Annotated in this window: 18 protein-coding genes; all 18 read right to left on the bottom strand. The window is 33.6% G+C overall.

Translation table 11 applies throughout. The features are described from left to right. Positions 1 to 13: 13 nt before the first annotated feature. Entirely contained in the window at positions 14 to 979 is a 966-nt protein-coding gene (locus tag PHH50_00930) for a carbohydrate kinase family protein (protein ID MDD3728872.1), read from the bottom strand. 6 nt (positions 980 to 985) lie between these two features. Further along, on the bottom strand, positions 986 to 3,409 hold the full coding sequence (ppsA, locus tag PHH50_00935; GenBank protein MDD3728873.1) for a phosphoenolpyruvate synthase: 2,424 nt from the start codon (positions 3,407 to 3,409) through the stop codon (positions 986 to 988). 10 nt (positions 3,410 to 3,419) lie between these two features. Then, positions 3,420 to 3,959 carry a response regulator gene (locus tag PHH50_00940; GenBank protein MDD3728874.1) on the bottom strand — a complete coding sequence of 180 codons (540 nt, stop codon included), beginning with the start codon at positions 3,957 to 3,959 and terminating at the stop codon, positions 3,420 to 3,422. 18 nt (positions 3,960 to 3,977) lie between these two features. Then, positions 3,978 to 5,918 carry an acetate--CoA ligase gene (acs, locus tag PHH50_00945; GenBank protein MDD3728875.1) on the bottom strand — a complete coding sequence of 647 codons (1,941 nt, stop codon included), beginning with the start codon at positions 5,916 to 5,918 and terminating at the stop codon, positions 3,978 to 3,980. A 9-nt stretch (positions 5,919 to 5,927) separates the two neighbouring features. Next, positions 5,928 to 6,938 carry a type I glyceraldehyde-3-phosphate dehydrogenase gene (gene gap, locus PHH50_00950; protein MDD3728876.1) on the bottom strand — a complete coding sequence of 337 codons (1,011 nt, stop codon included), beginning with the start codon at positions 6,936 to 6,938 and terminating at the stop codon, positions 5,928 to 5,930. Positions 6,939 to 6,997: 59 nt separating this feature from the next. After that, a complete protein-coding gene (locus tag PHH50_00955; GenBank protein MDD3728877.1) occupies positions 6,998 to 7,399 on the bottom strand; it encodes a hypothetical protein in 402 nt (133 codons plus the stop codon). An 81-nt stretch (positions 7,400 to 7,480) separates the two neighbouring features. Continuing rightward, positions 7,481 to 7,714, bottom strand: a complete 234-nt coding sequence (locus PHH50_00960; GenBank protein MDD3728878.1) for a glutaredoxin family protein — start codon at positions 7,712 to 7,714, stop codon at positions 7,481 to 7,483. Between the two features lie 35 nt (positions 7,715 to 7,749). After that, the gene (locus tag PHH50_00965) at positions 7,750 to 8,412 is read right to left on the bottom strand and encodes a protein disulfide isomerase family protein (protein ID MDD3728879.1); all 663 of its coding nucleotides are present in this window, start codon (positions 8,410 to 8,412) and stop codon (positions 7,750 to 7,752) included. A gap of 94 nt (positions 8,413 to 8,506) precedes the next feature. Next, positions 8,507 to 9,193 (bottom strand): histidine phosphatase family protein, encoded by a 687-nt coding sequence (locus PHH50_00970; GenBank protein MDD3728880.1) that lies wholly within the window; start codon positions 9,191 to 9,193, stop codon positions 8,507 to 8,509. A 7-nt stretch (positions 9,194 to 9,200) separates the two neighbouring features. Further along, on the bottom strand, positions 9,201 to 10,400 hold the full coding sequence (locus PHH50_00975; GenBank protein ID MDD3728881.1) for an enolase: 1,200 nt from the start codon (positions 10,398 to 10,400) through the stop codon (positions 9,201 to 9,203). Further along, positions 10,387 to 11,319: an FAD-dependent oxidoreductase gene (locus PHH50_00980; GenBank protein MDD3728882.1), complete on the bottom strand. Its 933-nt coding sequence runs from the start codon at positions 11,317 to 11,319 to the stop codon at positions 10,387 to 10,389. Before PHH50_00980 ends, PHH50_00975 begins: the two co-directional genes overlap by 14 nt. A gap of 14 nt (positions 11,320 to 11,333) precedes the next feature. Next, entirely contained in the window at positions 11,334 to 12,110 is a 777-nt protein-coding gene (locus tag PHH50_00985) for an SDR family NAD(P)-dependent oxidoreductase (GenBank protein MDD3728883.1), read from the bottom strand. A 9-nt stretch (positions 12,111 to 12,119) separates the two neighbouring features. After that, the gene (locus tag PHH50_00990) at positions 12,120 to 12,983 is read right to left on the bottom strand and encodes an NAD(P)H-hydrate dehydratase (protein ID MDD3728884.1); all 864 of its coding nucleotides are present in this window, start codon (positions 12,981 to 12,983) and stop codon (positions 12,120 to 12,122) included. A gap of 5 nt (positions 12,984 to 12,988) precedes the next feature. Then, positions 12,989 to 13,876, bottom strand: a complete 888-nt coding sequence (locus tag PHH50_00995; GenBank protein MDD3728885.1) for a sugar phosphate nucleotidyltransferase — start codon at positions 13,874 to 13,876, stop codon at positions 12,989 to 12,991. A gap of 9 nt (positions 13,877 to 13,885) precedes the next feature. Continuing rightward, positions 13,886 to 15,127 (bottom strand): cell division protein FtsZ, encoded by a 1,242-nt coding sequence (locus PHH50_01000; GenBank protein ID MDD3728886.1) that lies wholly within the window; start codon positions 15,125 to 15,127, stop codon positions 13,886 to 13,888. 36 nt (positions 15,128 to 15,163) lie between these two features. Next, complete coding sequence (locus tag PHH50_01005; GenBank protein ID MDD3728887.1) at positions 15,164 to 15,532, bottom strand: hypothetical protein; 369 nt, start codon at positions 15,530 to 15,532, stop codon at positions 15,164 to 15,166. Further along, entirely contained in the window at positions 15,529 to 16,581 is a 1,053-nt protein-coding gene (locus PHH50_01010; protein MDD3728888.1) for a mechanosensitive ion channel, read from the bottom strand. The genes PHH50_01005 and PHH50_01010 overlap by 4 nt, the downstream gene beginning before the upstream one ends. 14 nt (positions 16,582 to 16,595) lie before the next feature. Next, complete coding sequence (locus PHH50_01015) at positions 16,596 to 17,348, bottom strand: PD-(D/E)XK nuclease family protein (protein MDD3728889.1); 753 nt, start codon at positions 17,346 to 17,348, stop codon at positions 16,596 to 16,598. Positions 17,349 to 17,386: the final 38 nt, after the last annotated feature.

Below are 17,386 nucleotides of genomic sequence, written 5' to 3' on the forward strand. Positions count from 1 at the left end.
AGTATTTTTAATTTTAGAATTTTGACACTTTTACTTTGATTTTTTTAAAACTTTGGTTTTTTCTAAGAAGTCCGTTTTTTGCTCCCCAAAAACCGATAGTTGAAGAAGCATTAGCTGTTCCTCTTTGAATTGATTTTACTATGTCTTTTGAATAAATGTATTCAGAAATAAACCCTGAAGAAAAAGCGTCTCCTGCTCCGGTTCTGTCTAATACCTTTGACTTTAAAGTTTTTGCTTCATAAAGAAAAGAGTTATTTAAAACAACTGATCCCAAAGGGCCTTTTGTTATAACAATTATCCCTTTGTAAAACTCACTTATTCTTTTAAGAGCGCTTTTTTCGTCTTTATAAAGAACATTGGCAAGCATTGAAGCTTCTTCTTGATTTAATATTAAAATATCAATTTTCTTGATTATCTTTTTGATATTTTTTAAAGAAAGCTGGGAATTTCCGGGATTTGCCGCAATTTTCATTCCTTTTTTTATTCCATAATCAACAAGAGAATTAAATTTCAAAGAGGCCTTTCCTGAAAGAGGGGCGAAATAAAGCCATTTTGCAAGCGGTAAGAAAATATTTTCTTTTCCCATTATTTCAGAAGCTCCCCTGTAAACCAATATTGTCCTGTCTTTGTCTTTGACGTTTAAAACAATTGACTGATTAGTTTTCTTTTCCTTTGTTTTTTTAACCAAAGAAATGTTAACCTTCAGCTGTTTTAATTCTTTTAGAATATCTTCTCCTGCTTCGTCTTCTCCCACTTTTCCAAAATAAGCGGTTTTTAATCCCATATTTGCAAAAGTAACCGCGCAATTGGTTCCTCCTCCTCCGGTAAAATGATAAATATTTTCTACGTCTATCTTTGAACCTAAAGAAAGGTAAATCCCCTCTTTTGTTACGAGAGTTTTTTTAGTCGCAGATTTTAAATTCTTGCTTTTTAAAAAAGTGTCTCTTGAAGCAGAACCGAATGTGATAATATCAAACATATTATGCTATTTCTTTAATTTATCTTCTTTTTTGGCTACAAGAAGATGGGTTTTAATAATCATATTGGGATTTATTGAAATGCTTTCAATCCCCTCTTCAACCAGAAAATCTGCAAAATCAGAATAAGTAGAAGGAGCTTCTCCGCATATTCCAATATATTTGTTTCTTTTTTTGCAAATTTTAATAACTTCTCCAATTATCTTTTTGACCGCTTTGTTTCTTTCATCTCCGATATAGGATATTCTGCCATTGTCTCTATCTAGTCCCAATGTAAGTTGAGCAAGATCATTGCTGCCAATACTAAAGCCGTCAAAAATTGACAAAAAATCATCCGCTAAGATAATATTTGATGGAATTTCACACATCATATAAACTTTAAAATTATCTTCATTAAGGCCCTCTTTCCTTATTATTTCCATAACTTTTTTTCCTTCTTCAACCGTTCTGCAGAAAGGAACCATTACATTTACGTTTTTTAAGCCGAAAACATTTCTTACTCTTTTTATGGCTTGGCATTCCATTTTAAAGGCCGGCATGAAATTTTTATCAATATATCGGCAAGCCCCTCTGAATCCAAGCATCGGATTTGATTCTTCGTTTTCAAAAATTTCACCACCGATAAGATTCTTGTATTCATTGGTTTTAAAGTCCGAAAATCTGACAATAACCTCTTTTGGATAAAAAGCAGCTCCAATTTTGGCGATTCCTTCTGCCAGTTCTTTTATAAAAAACTCTTTCTTGTCTTTATGTTCTACGGTAATTTCTTTAATCTGCTTTATTATTTTCTGAATTTCTGAATTTGAAAGAAAAATGTTTTTCCTTATTTCAGATTTAGGATTCTTTATTTGTTTGTAATGATACAAAGCCAAAGGATGGACTCTTACTTTTTCTGCGATAATAAATTCTTCTCTTGCAAGACCAACTCCCTGATTTGGCAAAAAAGAAGATCTAAATGCTATTTCAGGAGCTCCAATATTAACCATGATTTTGGTCTTAATTTTAGGAAAACTGCCAAGATTCTGCCTTTTTACTTTATAGGAAATTTTACCTTTAAAAATCCTTCCGTTTAATCCTTCTGTACAATCAACTGTGATTTCTTCTCCGTCTTTAAGAATATCTGTAGCTTTATGAGTTCCAACAATAGCCGGAATTCCAAGTTCTCTTGCGACAATCGCGGCATGGCAACTTTTTCCTCCTTCATTTGTTACAATAGCACTTGCAATACGCATAATAGGCAGCCAGTCAGGGTCCGTCATTTTAGTCACTAAAACTTCTCCTTTCTCAAAATCTTTCATTTTGGAAATTTCCCTTACAATCTTAACTTTTCCAATTCCAATTTTTTCCCCTACGGCAATTCCCGTAAGAAATGGCTTCTTTTTAGTGTTCAGTTGATATTCTTCATAAAAGCTTGCTGTTTTTGAGGCATGAACTGTTTCCGGTCTTGATTGTACTATGAAAAGCTCTCCCGTTTTCCCATCTTTTGCCCATTCAATATCTTGAGGCATCCATTTGCCGGCTCTTTTTGAATAGTGGTTTTCTATAATCACTGCCCACCTTGCAAGGGTCAATATTTCTTTTTCTGTAAGAGAAAATTTTAATTGGTCTTTAATGCTGACTTTTTTCTCTTTCAGTCCCCCCTTTGTAGAATATTCATATTTTAAATGTTTTCTTCCAAGGTTTTTTGTTATTATAGAATCATGGCCTTTTTCAAGAGTCGGCTTAAAAACATAAAATTCATCGGGAGTCACTTTTCCTTTGACTATCATTTCTCCTATTCCAAAAATAGAATTTATTAAAACAACATTCTTAAACCCGGTTTCAGTATCAAGGGTAAACATAATTCCTGAAGAAGCGAGATCTGAACGGATCATTTTTAAAACGCCAACGGAAAGGGCAAACTTCAAATGGGATATTTTCTTCTCTTCCCTATAGGCGATAACTCTGTCGTTAAAAGTTGAAGCAATACATTTTTTAACAACGGAAAGCAAGTTCTTTGTGCCTCTTACGTTTAAAAATGTTTCAAATTGGCCAGCAAAAGAAGCGTTAGGCATGTCTTCACAGACAGCGGAAGATCTTACAGCGACATCGTCTCCTTTTAGTTTTTCATACGCATTTATAATATCTTCTTCCAATTCTTTGGAAAAATAGCCTTTTCTAATTCTTTCTCTTGCTTTCTTTCCAAACTCCTGCAAATCTTCTATTTTTTTCAGGTCGTATTTTTTAATCAGCGCTTTTAATTCTTTATCTATGCCATTTACTTTCATAAAATCCAAATAGGCTTTTGTCGTAATAGCAAAGCCCTCCGGAATATTTATGCCTTCCTTTAAAAAAGCGCCATACATTTCACCAAGAGAAGCGTTTTTCCCTCCAACTTGCAAAATATTATCGTAACCTATTTCATCAAACCATAAAATGTTTTTTTCTTTCATACAATATTCCTTATTTTTTAAAACACTTTGGGCAAAAGAAAGATGCTTTATAATAATTTTCTCCCACAGATAAATCTTTAATCAAATTTAAAACAAGGTCTGTTGAACAATGTCTGCAAGAAAGCTGGAAATATCCGAAATCTTTTAATAAATCCTTAGCCCCTAAAAGGTCTTCCTTTAAAGACAACTTGTATGACTTTTGTTCGCCCATGGCAATTCTAACCCTTGAGACAACTTCGTTTGGAGTAACTCTGTCCATTGAAATAAAATCTTTGGCGTTAAGTTCAATGGCTTTTTCTTTCTCATCCTTTCTTTCTGTGGAAGAAAAAATAATAACGGGAATATTTTTAATGCTTTTTAAAATATCATAACCGCTTATCTCTTCCGTATCTATATCAGCAAGAACAATATCCGGTTTTTCTTTTTCAACCAAATGTAAAACATCTCTGCCGTTATTGGTTTGAAAAACCTTAAATCCGGCCGCTTCAAAAATCTCGCAATAAGCGCTTCTCATTATATTATTTTTGATGGCAACAATCAGTTTTTTCATTCTTCTATTCTAACTTTTCTATTTTTGTTTATCAAGGATTTTCTTTATTTGGTTAACGCTTTCGGGATTTGCAAGAGTACTAAGGTCTCCAAGTTCCTCTTTTGAAAAAAGCTTTCTTAATATTCTTCTCATTATTTTCCCGGACCTTGTTTTTGGCAAGTCATTTATAATATATATTTTTTTGGGAGTTGCAATTGGTCCTATCTCTTTTCTAATTTGGAAGATTATCTCTTTTTCAATTTCGCTTGTTTCTCTCTCTTTTTTTAAAACAACAAAAGCAACAGGCATTTCCCCTTTTATTTCATCGGGAATTCCAACCACGGCGCATTCCACTACATCCTTATGCAAAGAAATAGCACTTTCCATTTCTCCAGTAGACAATCTGTGTCCGGCTGTTTTTATAACATCATCAGCTCTTCCAATTATTCTTATAAGGCCGTTTTTATCTCTTAGGGCCTTGTCGCTTGTAAAATATATTTCTTTTCCGTATTGGTTAAAATACGTCTCAATGTATTTTTTTTCATCCTTATATACTCCCCTCAAAAGACCCGGAGCAAAAGGAGGAAGAACAACTAAATTTCCTTGTTTTTCTGGAAGGCAAGAATTCCCATTATCGTCTAAAATATCCGTTTTTATTCCCGGAAATGGCAATCCGGCAAAAGTTGGCTTAAACGGACCGATTCCAGGCAAAGATGTTATAAGTATTCCCCCTGTTTCCGTTTGCCACCAGGTATCAACCAAGGGGCATTTTCCCTTTCCTACTTCTTTTAGATACCAATTCCAAGCAGAATGGTCTATCGGTTCTCCGACAGAACCAAGAACTCTTAATGTTTCCATTTTATGCTTTTTAACAATTTCTGATGCATTTTTTTCAAACATCCTGATTGCTGTTGGAGAAGTATAAAAAGCGGTTACTTTGTATTTTTCTATAATCTTGCACCATCTGCCAGAATCTGGAAAGTCAGGAGTTCCTTCATACATGACAAAAGTAGAGCCGGAAAGAAGCGGACCGTAAATAGTATAAGTATGGCCTGTAATCCATCCAACATCGGCCATTGACCAAAAAACATCGTCATCTTTTAAATTGAAAATCCATTTACTTGTAAATTTTGCCTGAACCGTATAGCCGGCGCAAGTATGGACGATTCCCTTTGGTTTGCCCGTAGAACCGCTGGTATAAAGTATAAAAAGAGTATCTTCCGAATTCATCGCTTTTGAGTCGCATTTGTCTTTTTCTTTATTTAAAAGATCATCCCACCATAAATCTCTTAAAAAGGTCATAGAAACTTTATTTCTCGCTCGCTTTACGACAATTATTTTTTCCACTTTAGTTTCCAATACTCCTTCATCAGCATTTTTTTTCAAATCAATAATTTTACCTCTTCTATAATATCCGTCGGCAGTTATTAATATCTTTGCCTTAGTATCTTCTAATCTCACTTTCAAAGCTGAAGGCGAAAAAGCGGAAAAGACAACTACATGAATAGCTCCGATTTTGGCGCAAGCAAGCATTGAAATAGCAACTTCCGGAATCATAGGAAGATAAATTCCCACCCTATCCCCCTTTTTAACTCCTAGCTTTTTTAAAGCATTAGCGGCCTTGTTTACTTCTTTGTAAAGCTGGTAATAGGTGAAAATTCTTTCTTTCTCTTTTTCGTTTTCCGGCTCAAAAATAAGGGCAATTTTATCTTTGTTTTTCTCCAAATTTTTATCAAGAGCATTTTCTGTAATGTTAATTTTTCCTTTATCAAACCACTTAAAAAAAGGCGGTTTATGAATAAACGCCTTTTGCCATTTTTTTCTCCAAAAAAGCTCCTTTGCAAGCTTTTCCCAAAATAAAACAGGATCTTCTGTCGCTTTTTTATAAATCGAATTGCTATTTATCAAGGCCTCTTTTTTAAAATCTTCCGAAGGATAATAAAAGAGGCCTTTTTTAATAAGATTTTTTCTTTTTGGCATTTATAAAAGTTACTTCTTTATCTTTTTGCCCACATATTCTCCAAATTCAGAAAGACGACAAGCATATGCATATTCATTATCATACCAGGCAACAACTTTTATAATATTTTCATTAACCATTAAAGAAGGAATATCTATTATGGCAGAATTTGGATTACCAATGTAATCTGTAGAAACAAGAGGCGCTTCCTCGACCGAAAAAATTCCTTTCAGATTATTCTCCGCATTTTTAAATAATCTAATAAGTTCTTCTTTTGTCGTCTTTTTTTCCGTTTCAACAAAAAGATCAAGAAGAGAAACAATTGGTGTCGGAACCCTAAGAGCAATTCCGTCAATTCTGCCATAAAGTTCGGGAATAACCTTTGAAATAGCTTTTGCAGCTCCGGTAGAAGTGGGAATAATATTTAAGGCCGCAGCTCTTGCTCTTCTTAAATCTTTGTGCGGAAGGTCAAGGATTTTTTGATCGTTGGTATAACTATGAACCGTAGTCATAAATCCTTTTTTAATAACAAGAGCGTCGTTTATTATTTTAGAAACAGGAGCAAGGCAATTTGTAGTACAGGAACCCATATCTACAATTTTATCCTTCTTTGGATCAAACTTATCTTCATTTACTCCTAAAATATAGCTGGGAATTTCACTGTCTTTTGAAGGAGCTGAAATAATCACCTGTTTTGCTCCAGATGCTATATGCTTATTTGAACCTTCAAGGGAATTAAAATGTCCAGTACATTCAAAAACAATATCAACTTCCAATTTTTCCCAAGGAAGATTTGAAGGGTCCGTTTCAGAAAAAACCAAAAACTCCTTATCGTCAACAGATATTCCGTCTTTTAAAGGAATAATTTTTCTATTATATGTTCGATAAACAGAATCATATTTAAGAAGATGAGCTAACGTTTCATTATTTGTTAAATCGTTGATTGCCACAACCTCAATTTCAGGATGTTTATCAAGCAATATTTTAAATAAAGAACGGCCTATTCTTCCAAAACCGTTAATCGCTATTTTAATTGGCATACTTTAATTTCCCAAGCAGACCGAAAAAAGATCTGCTTGGGAATACATTTTTTAGGTAATTAAAACTGAGGAAGTAAATCTTGGTCAATCTCGGTTCCTTGTGGAATCATCCATTGATCAGGAGAAAATTCGCTTATTACTATCCCTTCCGGAAAGAAAACTTTTCCATCTTTTGTAATATATGAAGAAAAAGGATTCCCAGCAACAAGAATATCAACTTTGTACATCCCTCTTTCTTCCACAATATTAACAAAAGTTGCAAGGCTCTGTCCCTGAAGCATCATATTGTTAATAAAGTCCATGGCTACTTCTTTTGCTTCATCTTTTGAAAGAGCAGCGCCCATTTCTGTTCCCGTTTGAGATTGTTCTTGTGACTGATAGCCAAGGTAAATAAAAAATCCCAAAATTACTATACCGATAGAGATAATTATTGCCGGCAACAAACTTTTTGTTTTGTCCATATTTTTTTTCGACAATTAAGGCCCCGTGGTAATAAATAGCAAGAAGCGCCAAAAGCCGAAATATTAATATTATTTATTTTTTTAAAGTCCCAATAATTGGGATATTTTTTCTTTATCAAATCCTATTACAATTTCCCCGCCTATATCAAGAACGGGCACACCCATCTGACCGGACTTGCTTATCATTTCTTCTGCCGCTTTTTCGTCCGCAGAAACGTCAATCTCTTCAAATTCAATATTATTATCCTTCAAAAAGTTTTTGACAGTTACACAGTACGGACAAACAGGAGTAGTATATACGAGAATTTTTTCCATGATTTTTATTGAAATTAAACTTTTCTGACCTTTAATTATCCGCAATTAGTGGCCGCGGCAAACCCTTCAAGAGTCCTTTGTCCTTGGTATGGTTTATCGTCAATAAGTATTGTGGGATATCCAGTTACTCCTTTTTCTCTGCAAAGCGTTTCTTCAACCGTACATTCAACATAAACCGGTTCAATAACTTCCTTGCCTCCGAATGATTTAACTACCTCTGCGCAATACGGGCACCAGTCAGCTCCATAAACAACGAATTTCTTTTCCTTTAGACAAGATACTAGGCTATTAATATCCCCGCTGTAACTTGTTTCTGAAGGGTTTTGGCTTTCTTGATTGTTTATATTAACAGGAGGTTGAGTTGCAGCAAGGGCTTTAATTTCCTCAACATTCAACGCTTCCGGAAAGAAAAACTTTCCATCTTTTGTCAGATATGAAGAAAACGGCTGTCCCTCTACTATTATTTCGATTTTATAAAGACCGTACTCTTCCGTTATTTTTGAAAAGGAAGCTATAGCTTGTCCCTGCATCATGGTATTGTTTATAAAATCCATGGTTAATGTCGTCGCTTCTTCCTGTGAAAGAACAACTCCTTCGCTATTTTTTTGTGACTGAAGGTTTGGATAAACAATTGCTCCGGCAATCATAATTGAAGCAACAACGATTGCAAGAGAAAGTATATTTTTATCTTTTAGCATATTTTTATTATTTTTATTATTTTTATTTTACGCCCTCTGCATTATATTATCATAATTATTTTACAAGTGCAAGAATTGTTATTTATTGCAATATTCAAATATTTTCAAAGTGTTTTTTGCTTTTTAAATTCATTTTTTCGTCAAATTGATATTCTAAAATTCCGCCAAAAGGAAATTCAACGCCTGCTATTTTTTCACTTGAAATATTTTCTATATATTTTACTATCGCCCTTAAGCTATTATGGCTTGATACTACCATTATATTTCTGTTTTTTTTAATGTCTTTTTCTATGTATTTTTTAAAAAAAGGAACAACTCTATTGTAAACATCTTTAAGGGACTCTCCATTTGGAGGAGCAATATTATAGCTTCTGCGCCAAAGATTTACTTTTTCTTCTCCATATTTTTCAATAGTTTCTTTCTTATTAAGGCCCTGTAATTTTCCATAATATCTCTCATTTAATTTTTCCGTAACGTATACAGGAATATCGTTTTCTGAAATATCTACAAAGTTTCCCCATTTTTGCATTTTTCCCTTATCTAAATGTATAAAAAAAGGATATTTATTATCAATATTTTCGAAAATCTTAGCAACGGTATCTTGGTTTCTGAAAAGAGGAGAAGTATAAGCAACATCTATTTTATTTCTGAAAATTATTTTTGACAAATAAGCGGCTTTTTGAAATTCCCCTTTTGCAATAGGTCCGTCCGTCCATCCGGCAAATCTATTATCTTTATTCCATTGTGATTTTAAATGTCTTACTAAAATTATCTTTGGCATGGCATTTTTAATTTATTTCCTGATAAATTTCAAGAAGGCGATTATACTTAACAACTCTTTCTCCTCTCGCAGGAGCTCCCGTTTTGATATAATCAGAAGAAATCCCCACCGAAAGATCGGCTATAAAATCATCCATTGTTTCTCCTGAACGATGAGAAATCATTATCTTTAGCCCTTTATCTTTTGCTTCTCTTATTGCCTCCATTGTTTCATAAACGGTTCCTATTTGATTGGGCTTTATTATTACTCCGCCTATAAGATCTTCTTCGGCAGCAAAAGAAATTAAGCTTTTATTTGTTACGGTAAGATCGTCTCCGATAATTAAAGTTTTTTTCGCTTCTTTTTTTAAGGCCCTAAATCCTTCTATATCTTCCTCTTCAAAAGGATCTTCCATTGAAAAAATAGGATAACTCTTTATAAGGTCCAGATAAAACTTCAAAAGTCCGTCTCTTGTAAAAACATTGTTTTCAAGATGATATTCTTTGTTCTTATAAAAATAAGAAGCGGCGCAATCAAGGCCTATTTTGGTATCTTTTTTGATTATAGAGGAGATAATATCAAGAGCATGCACAGAAGATAAAATAGGAGGAGAAAATCCCCCCTCATCTCCCACATTAATAGCTCCTTTGCCGTATTTTTTAACCAGTTCTTTTTTTAAATTTTGATAAATAAGAGCTCCTTCTTCAAGATTTTCTTTATAATTTTCTTTTTGAGGGATAACCATGAATTCCTGAATGTCTAAATTATTTCCGGCATGACTTCCTCCGTTTATAATATTAAAACAAGGAAGAGGAAAACTTCCTTCTTTTTTATTATAAAGGTTTTGAATATGCCTATAAAGAGGAATGTTGTAATGAGCAGCCGATGCTTTTAAAACAGCAATTGATACAGGAAGTAAAGAATTTGCCCCTAAATTTGACTTGTTTTCCGTTTTATCAAGCTCAATTAATTTTTTATCAAACTTTTCTTGATCTAAAATATTAAGATCTTTTATCGCCGAATAAATTATTTCATTGATATTTGATACGCAAGACAATACCTTTCCGTTTTTATCCCTTATTTCAACCGCCTCTCTTTTGCCAACCGAAGCGCCAGAAGGAGAAGAAGCTTTAAATTTTCCGTCTTTTGTAATAACTAAAACTTCTGTCGTAAAATTACCTCTTGAGTCCAAAATCTGTCTTGCTTTTAGTTCTTCAATTTTTTTCATTTTTAAACTCTCTTAAATATTTATAAGCCGATAAAACCGCCTTGCATCCTTCTCCCGCCGCTGTGACTATTTGCTTATATCCCCCGGCTTTAACGTCGCCAGCGGAAAAAAGTCCCGGCGTTTTTGTTTTAAGAGTTTCACATTCAATAATAATTTCATCTCTTTCATTAAAATCAACCAAGTTCTTTACAAAAGATGTTGCCGGTAAATTGCCTATTTCAATAAAAACTCCTTGGAGAGATAGTTCTTTTTCTTCTTTTGTCTTTAAATCTTCGTAAATAATCTTTTCAACAAAATCATTTCCTTTTATTTCTTTAACAGACGCATTTTTTATAATTTCAATTTTTTCGGATTTTTCAGCTTCATTTTTATTTTTTTCGTCGGCATTTAATTCTTCTTTGAATTCCAAAACATATATTTTACTTGCATAATTTTCCATAAAAAGAGCCGCTTCAAGACCAGCGTTTCCTCCTCCTATTACTGCAATCTGTTTGTTTTTAAATAAAGGGCCGTCGCAAGTAACACAGTAACTGACGCCTTTTCCTATAAACTCTTTTTCTCCGGGAACTTCAAGCGGTCTTGGATCGGCACCGGTTGAAATAATAACTGTCTTTGACAAAAAACGCTCTTTTTCTGCGGTATGAACAATAAAATTATCTCCTTCTTTTTCTATGTTTGCAACTTTAGTAAGCTTTATTTCTATATCTTGTTTTCTAAGATGGCTTATGAAATTTTCCACCAATTCTAGTCCCGTTATTTCCGGAATTCCCGGCCAATTTTCAATTTTAACAGCTTTTTTGGCTATTTGTCCGCCAAATTCTTTTGTAATCAAAAGGGTCTTCATTCTTTGTCTGCCGGCATATATTCCGGCGGTTATCCCGGCAGGACCTCCGCCTATAATAATTAAATCGTAAGTCATTAACATTTTTTATTTTATACCGAAAGCCATCCCCCATCAACGGGAATAACTGCTCCTGTCATATACGAAGAACTGTCAGAACATAGGAACAAAACAACGTTTGCTATCTCTTCCGGCTTTCCCATTCTTTTCATCGGAATTCTTGAAAGAGTTGCTTTTAATCCTTCCTTGTCGGACTTTATAGGGTCAACCATGGGCGTTTCAATAACTCCTGGAGCAATGGCATTGACTCTTATGTTATAAGGGGCAAGGTCTATTGCTAGAGCTTCTGTCATTCCGGCTATCCCTCCTTTTGAAGAAACATAGTGAACAAGGGAAGGAAAACCAACTCCGACTTGGCCCATTGCTATTGAACCGATATTTACTATTACTCCTGATTTTTGCTTTGCCATTATGTCTGAAGCAGCCCTGGCGCAAAGAAAATATCCTTTTAGGTTTATATCAATTGTTTTGTTCCAATCCTCTTCTGTCATTTCTAAAAACGGTTTAAATTGGGTAATTCCGGCATTATTAACTAATATGTCTATTTTCCCCCACTCTTCAACCGTTTTCTTTATCAGATTATCAACTTCTTCTTTCTTGGAAACATCGCATTTTATGGCAATTGCTTCTCCTCCTTTTTCTTTTATCTCTTCAACAACTTTTAAGCATTCTTCTTCTGAAATATCCGAAACAACAACTTTTACCCCATATTTAGCCAAAACCAAAGAATGAGCTTTTCCCATTCCCCTTCTTGCTCCGGTAACAATGGCTACTTTGCCTTCAAGATTGAAAAGATTTGAATTTGTCATATTTTTTTATTATTTAATGGCCTCTGGAATGGCAGATATTAAATCCGTCGCCATTACCCCTTCGCCATATTTTTTAATTGCTATTTCTCCAGCAAGCCCGTTAATATAGGCTGATGCCTTTGCCGATTTAAAAACATCGTTTCCTCTTGCAAGCATGGCTCCTGCAATTCCAGCCAAAGTATCGCCCATGCCTCCTTTTGTCATTAAAGAAGATCCGGTTTCATTTATGGCAACATTCTCTCCGTCTGAAATAATATCAATATTGCCTTTAAGCAATATCGTTGTCTGAAGGCGCTTTGCCTGCTCTTTCACAACAGAAACTTTTTCACCAAGTGACATTCCGTCTACATTTTTTTTTGTCAAAACGAAAAACTCATAACTGTGAGGTGTAAGTAAAAATGGCTTTCCCGCTAAAATATTAGTATTAAGAGAAACTGCATGTATTCCGTCAGCGTCAATTACAGAGGGTACTGAAATCTGAGAAAGATAATCAATGATTGTTTCTTGGACTTCCTTATTTCTTCCCATTCCTCCGCCTATTAAAACAGCTTCCCCTCCTCTTGAAATAACTTTAATTGATTCTGTCATTGAAATAATATCGGGCAAATCCTTTTTTGTAAGATTGTCATTTTCAATTGCGCAAGAAACTATATCGGGAGAAAATCCGGCAATAATATTTGCCGCTCTTTTTGGAGCTACAACCCTTACCATATCAACTCCTGCTCTAAATGCGGAAAGAGCGGAAAGAGCAGGCGAACCGCTATAGAGCTCCGAACCGCCTATTACAAGAAGAAAACCGTAATCGTATTTTTTAACTTCAGACGGTCTTTTTTTATATATTTCTTTTAAAATTCTTTTATCTATTTTTTCCATATTTTTTATACCTTCAAATCCTTTATTGTTTTTTTTAATTCTTCTCCATATTCCGGATGTTCCAAAGAAAGAATAATATTTGACTTTAAAAGAGCAAGCTTATTTCCACATTCAAGCCACTCCCCTTCAATTTCTTTTCCATATATTGTTTTTTTATCCCTTAGCATATCGGAAAAAGCATTTGCCAGTATAATTTCTTTTTTTGCGGTTGGTTTGGTCTTTTTTAAATAATCAAAAACCTCTGGAATAATAATATACTTTCCGACTACGGCAAGGTTTGAAGGAGCGCTTGAAAAAGACGGCTTTTCCACAATTCCTAAAATTTTATAATGCTTATTTGCTATTCTTTCTACATTGACGACCCCGTATGAAGAAAGCTTTTCCTTTTGAAGAGGAAAAAGAGAAAGAGTTGTTTTTTGGGAAGTATTAAAAACAGAAATAAGCTGGGAAAGAGCAGGGACTTTGGATTTAATAACATCATCTGCAAATAAAATTGCCACCGGATCATCTTTTACCGCCTTTTTTGTTTCCAAAACCGCTTGTCCATCGCCCAAGGGATTTTTCTGGAAAACATAAGAAAAAGTAACTTCTTTAAAAAGGTTTTCCAGCTTCTTTATATCTTCAAGAATCTTTTCTTCTTTTCTTTCCCTTAAAACCTTTTCCACCTCCGAAAATGTTTTTTTATAGTTTGTATATTCAAGAATTAATCTGTTATCTTGCCTTATTACAAAGATAATTTCTTTGATTCCGGAATTAATCGCTTCTTCAAGAATATATTGAATAACCGGTTTATCTACCAAGGGCCAAAATTCTTTTGGGACTATTTTTGAAAGAGGAAGAAATCTTGTTCCCAGGCCCGCAAGTAAAATAACCGCTTTTTTTATTTCAGTCATTTTTTTATATTATTTTATTTTTCTCAATATTGCAGGAGTTTCATAAGAATCCTCCTCTAAAAAACCTTTTTCTATTTTTTGGTTTTCTTCTTGAATCTGAAGGCCATTCCTTCTTCTCTCGTCTTCCTTTCTTTCTTTTGTTTTAACTTCAATTTCCTTCTTAGAACTATTTTTCTTAATTTTTTTATTCTTTTTTTTAGAAGGAGCTTCGCTTTCTCCGCAACCTACCGCCAAAAGAATTGTTTTTATCTTGTTTTTATTCTTTTTGCTCTGATTTATGCCGAAAATAATTTTTGCTTTTCTGCTTGCCGAATTAGAGATTGCTCTTGATATCATGGAAACTTCGCTAAGGCATAAATCTTCCCCTCCTAAAATATTGTATAAAATGCCTTTTGCTTTGCTTGCGGGATATAAAGAAAAGGGATCTGAAGTAATTTTTTTCAAATCTTCCATAATATTTTCCCTGTCGATAGAATATGAATTCAAAAAAGCAAGCTGTCCTTTGCCGCTTAAAATAGTCCTAAAATCGGCAAAATCAATATTAATCACTCCGGGAGAATGTATCATTTCGATAAGCCCTTCCAAATTTTCAGCAAGATGCCTGTTTATAATAGAGAGAGCTTCTTTAATAGGAGTCTGCTTGTCAATAATTTCAAATATTTTTTCGTTTGGAATAAGGGAATAAGCATTAAGATAAGGTTTAGCTTTTTCAATTGAAGAAAAGGCAAATCCTTTTTTTCTTTCTCCTTCAAAATTAAACGGAAGAGTAAATATCCCATAAGTAAGGATATTCATTTTTCTTGCTTCTTTTGCAAAAATAGGCATTGCTCCGGAACCCGCTCCTCCTCCAAGACAGGAAACAATAATGCAAATATCCTGACCTGAAAGAATTTTTTCAATTTTCTCTTTAGAAAGAGTAGCTGAAGATTCTCCCAAATCCGGGTCCATTCCGGTTCCGAATCCATAAGTAGCCCCTTCTCCTAAAAAGACCTTTTTTATTTTAGAAGAATTTTTTCTTGGCGCCACAGTATCGGTCAAAACAAAATCCGCTTTTTTAACTCTTGAAGAAATTTCAGAAATAATTGTTCCAGCCCCTCCTCCTATTCCAATAATTTTAATTTTTGTCTTCTGGACAACAGGAAGAACTTTTTTCTCCGCTTTTGGGGGCATCTTCTTTTCCCTTTTTTGCTTTTTAAGATTCTTCTTTTTTATTTTTTTTCTTGGCTCTTTTTTATTTTTATTCTTTGCCATTTTTTGTTTTATAAAAATATTTAAAATCTATAACGGCTATTGTTGTTTTATTGTTATAATCCTTACTCCAATACTGGCAATTTGCCCCCCTCCAAAAAGAAAAATAAAGGCAAAAATGGAAAAAGAAATTAAATTCATCATCATATTCATTGATTCGGCCGGAAAAATATTTGAAATCTGCCCTGTTTTAAAGATTTCTTCAAAAATCATTTTTTGAACCGGGTCTTCTATTTCCATTATCTCCTTTTCTTCTTCAATTGGGGCTTCTTCTATTACAAAAATTTGAGGAGATAATGTTTTACCTGTAAAGATATTATAGGACACAAGGAGAGTAAAAACAATAAGAGAAACCCCAAAAAGAAGCAAAATCCATCCTATAATATGCTTTATATAGAAATATGTCATTTTTTTAAATAAATTGTCTGACTTGGAAAAGCCATTTTAACTTTTTCTTTTTCAAGTTTTTCTTTTATTTGAAGAAGAATCGACTGATGAGTATTCATAAACTCATTATAATCTCCCGAAAGAATATAATATACAATTTCAAATAAAAGAGAAGAATCGGAGAATTCCGCAAAATGAGCTCTGTCAAATTTGGATAATTTTTCCTTCTTTATTATTTCTTCTACAATTTTTGGAATTATTTTAAGAGATTTTGTAGGTGTTGCATATTCTACTCCAAACTTGAAAACAACCCTTCTTTCTTTCATTTTTTTAAAATTTTGAATCCTGCTTGAAATAAGCTCATGGTTTGAAATTACAATCTCCTCTCCTTGAAGAGCTCTCAGGCGGGTTGTCTTGATACCGATTTTTTGCACGACTCCCATATGAGTGCCTGTAATTATAAAATCTCCGACAGTAAAAGGCCTGTCAAAATGAATAGCAAAAGAACTAAAAAGATCGCTTAGAATGTTTTGAGCGGCAATTGCAATTGCTATGCCACCTATTCCAAGTCCTGCAATAAGAGAAGTAATATTTATCCCGAAATTTGAAAAAATAAGCAAAATGCCAAATACATAAAGAAGCCCTTTTAGAAGCTTGGCAATATTTGTTATCGCATGTTTTGTCCCTTCGTCTTTTTCCTTTAAAAAGTATTTTGGAAGAAGATAATCAATTGCAACATGGGAAACAAGAACAGCTTGATAAACAATAATAATTAAAAAAGCTCCGTCTAAAATATGAAATATTATTGAATTTGCATATATAAAAAGTTTGAAAGAAAAATAAAAAGAAATAAAGACATAAAAGGAAAATTTAATTCCTTTTATTGTCCTTATTAATATTTTATCAAAATCTGTTTTTGCCTTTTCGGAGATCTTTGAAATTTTAACCAATATTATTTCCTGAAATATCTTAAAAAGAATAAGAAAAAGAAAGAATAAAGATAAAAAGACGATATAATTAAGAACGCTATTTCCTAAAAAAACTACATTTAAAATTTGATCAATTTCCATATTATTAATATTTTTTATTCATATTTTCTTGCTGATTCTCTATAGGCGCAAAAATCGCAATCCAAGGAAGAAGAAGGCAATTCATTAGACATTAAGCACTCATGAGCTTCATTTAACGCCTTTTCCACCCATAGATCATTCCCTTCATAAGGAAGAAGGACAACATCAAATTCAAGTTTTTTGTCAAATGCCTCTTTATCAGCATCTCCATTACAATAGACAAAATATCCGACACTTGAAACCTTAAACCCGTTTTTTCTAAAAAGCCACTGATAAACTTCCATCTGTCTTTTATACCCTATCTGCCAAGGCGCATCTATATTAATCTCTCCGTTTTTGGAAGTAGCTTTATAATCAACGATAATAAGCTCCCCTTTCGGATTAATCCAAACATCGTCAACTCCTCCGGTTACGATAAAATTAGTCGGTAAATGAAGATATCGAATTCCTCTTCTTAAAGAATCCCGCCATTCTTCCATTTTTTCGTGGGAAAAAGGAACAGCGTCAACTCCGTATTTTTCCATTAAAGGATGAGAACTTCCATTTACTCTATGAACATCAAATTCTTTTTTAAGAAGCTTGTCTACTGCAGAATTAAGCGAAAAAGGATATCCCGGCGGTTGAGCAACTCCAAGCCGGCGGTCAAGGTAAAAACACCTCTTACAATTTAAAAAAAGATCTATTTTTGTTCTGCTTAGCCGAAAAGGATCCTTGGAATTCGGTTCAAAAAGAGAGCTATTTCTTTGTGAGTTATAGTATTTTGACATAACTTTCAATTATCATAACAAATATCTTTCTGTTTGTT

This window comes from Candidatus Paceibacterota bacterium (genome assembly GCA_028697015.1).
Taxonomy (GTDB): Bacteria; Patescibacteriota; Minisyncoccia; order Minisyncoccales; family GWA2-38-27; genus JAQVFW01.

Excerpts from the sequence above, each read along its gene's own strand:
- PHH50_00930 (MDD3728872.1), bottom strand. The coding sequence starts at position 979 with ATGTTTGATATTATCACATTCGGTTCTGCTTCAAGAGACACTTTTTTA.
- ppsA (MDD3728873.1), bottom strand. The coding sequence starts at position 3,409 with ATGAAAGAAAAAAACATTTTATGGTTTGATGAAATAGGTTACGATAAT.
- PHH50_00940 (MDD3728874.1), bottom strand. The coding sequence starts at position 3,959 with ATGAAAAAACTGATTGTTGCCATCAAAAATAATATAATGAGAAGCGCT.
- acs (MDD3728875.1), bottom strand. The coding sequence starts at position 5,918 with ATGCCAAAAAGAAAAAATCTTATTAAAAAAGGCCTCTTTTATTATCCT.
- gap (MDD3728876.1), bottom strand. The coding sequence starts at position 6,938 with ATGCCAATTAAAATAGCGATTAACGGTTTTGGAAGAATAGGCCGTTCT.
- PHH50_00955 (MDD3728877.1), bottom strand. The coding sequence starts at position 7,399 with ATGGACAAAACAAAAAGTTTGTTGCCGGCAATAATTATCTCTATCGGT.
- PHH50_00960 (MDD3728878.1), bottom strand. The coding sequence starts at position 7,714 with ATGGAAAAAATTCTCGTATATACTACTCCTGTTTGTCCGTACTGTGTA.
- PHH50_00965 (MDD3728879.1), bottom strand. The coding sequence starts at position 8,412 with ATGCTAAAAGATAAAAATATACTTTCTCTTGCAATCGTTGTTGCTTCA.
- PHH50_00970 (MDD3728880.1), bottom strand. The coding sequence starts at position 9,193 with ATGCCAAAGATAATTTTAGTAAGACATTTAAAATCACAATGGAATAAA.
- PHH50_00975 (MDD3728881.1), bottom strand. The coding sequence starts at position 10,400 with ATGAAAAAAATTGAAGAACTAAAAGCAAGACAGATTTTGGACTCAAGA.
- PHH50_00980 (MDD3728882.1), bottom strand. The coding sequence starts at position 11,319 with ATGACTTACGATTTAATTATTATAGGCGGAGGTCCTGCCGGGATAACC.
- PHH50_00985 (MDD3728883.1), bottom strand. The coding sequence starts at position 12,110 with ATGACAAATTCAAATCTTTTCAATCTTGAAGGCAAAGTAGCCATTGTT.
- PHH50_00990 (MDD3728884.1), bottom strand. The coding sequence starts at position 12,983 with ATGGAAAAAATAGATAAAAGAATTTTAAAAGAAATATATAAAAAAAGA.
- PHH50_00995 (MDD3728885.1), bottom strand. The coding sequence starts at position 13,876 with ATGACTGAAATAAAAAAAGCGGTTATTTTACTTGCGGGCCTGGGAACA.
- PHH50_01000 (MDD3728886.1), bottom strand. The coding sequence starts at position 15,127 with ATGGCAAAGAATAAAAATAAAAAAGAGCCAAGAAAAAAAATAAAAAAG.
- PHH50_01005 (MDD3728887.1), bottom strand. The coding sequence starts at position 15,532 with ATGACATATTTCTATATAAAGCATATTATAGGATGGATTTTGCTTCTT.
- PHH50_01010 (MDD3728888.1), bottom strand. The coding sequence starts at position 16,581 with ATGGAAATTGATCAAATTTTAAATGTAGTTTTTTTAGGAAATAGCGTT.
- PHH50_01015 (MDD3728889.1), bottom strand. The coding sequence starts at position 17,348 with ATGTCAAAATACTATAACTCACAAAGAAATAGCTCTCTTTTTGAACCG.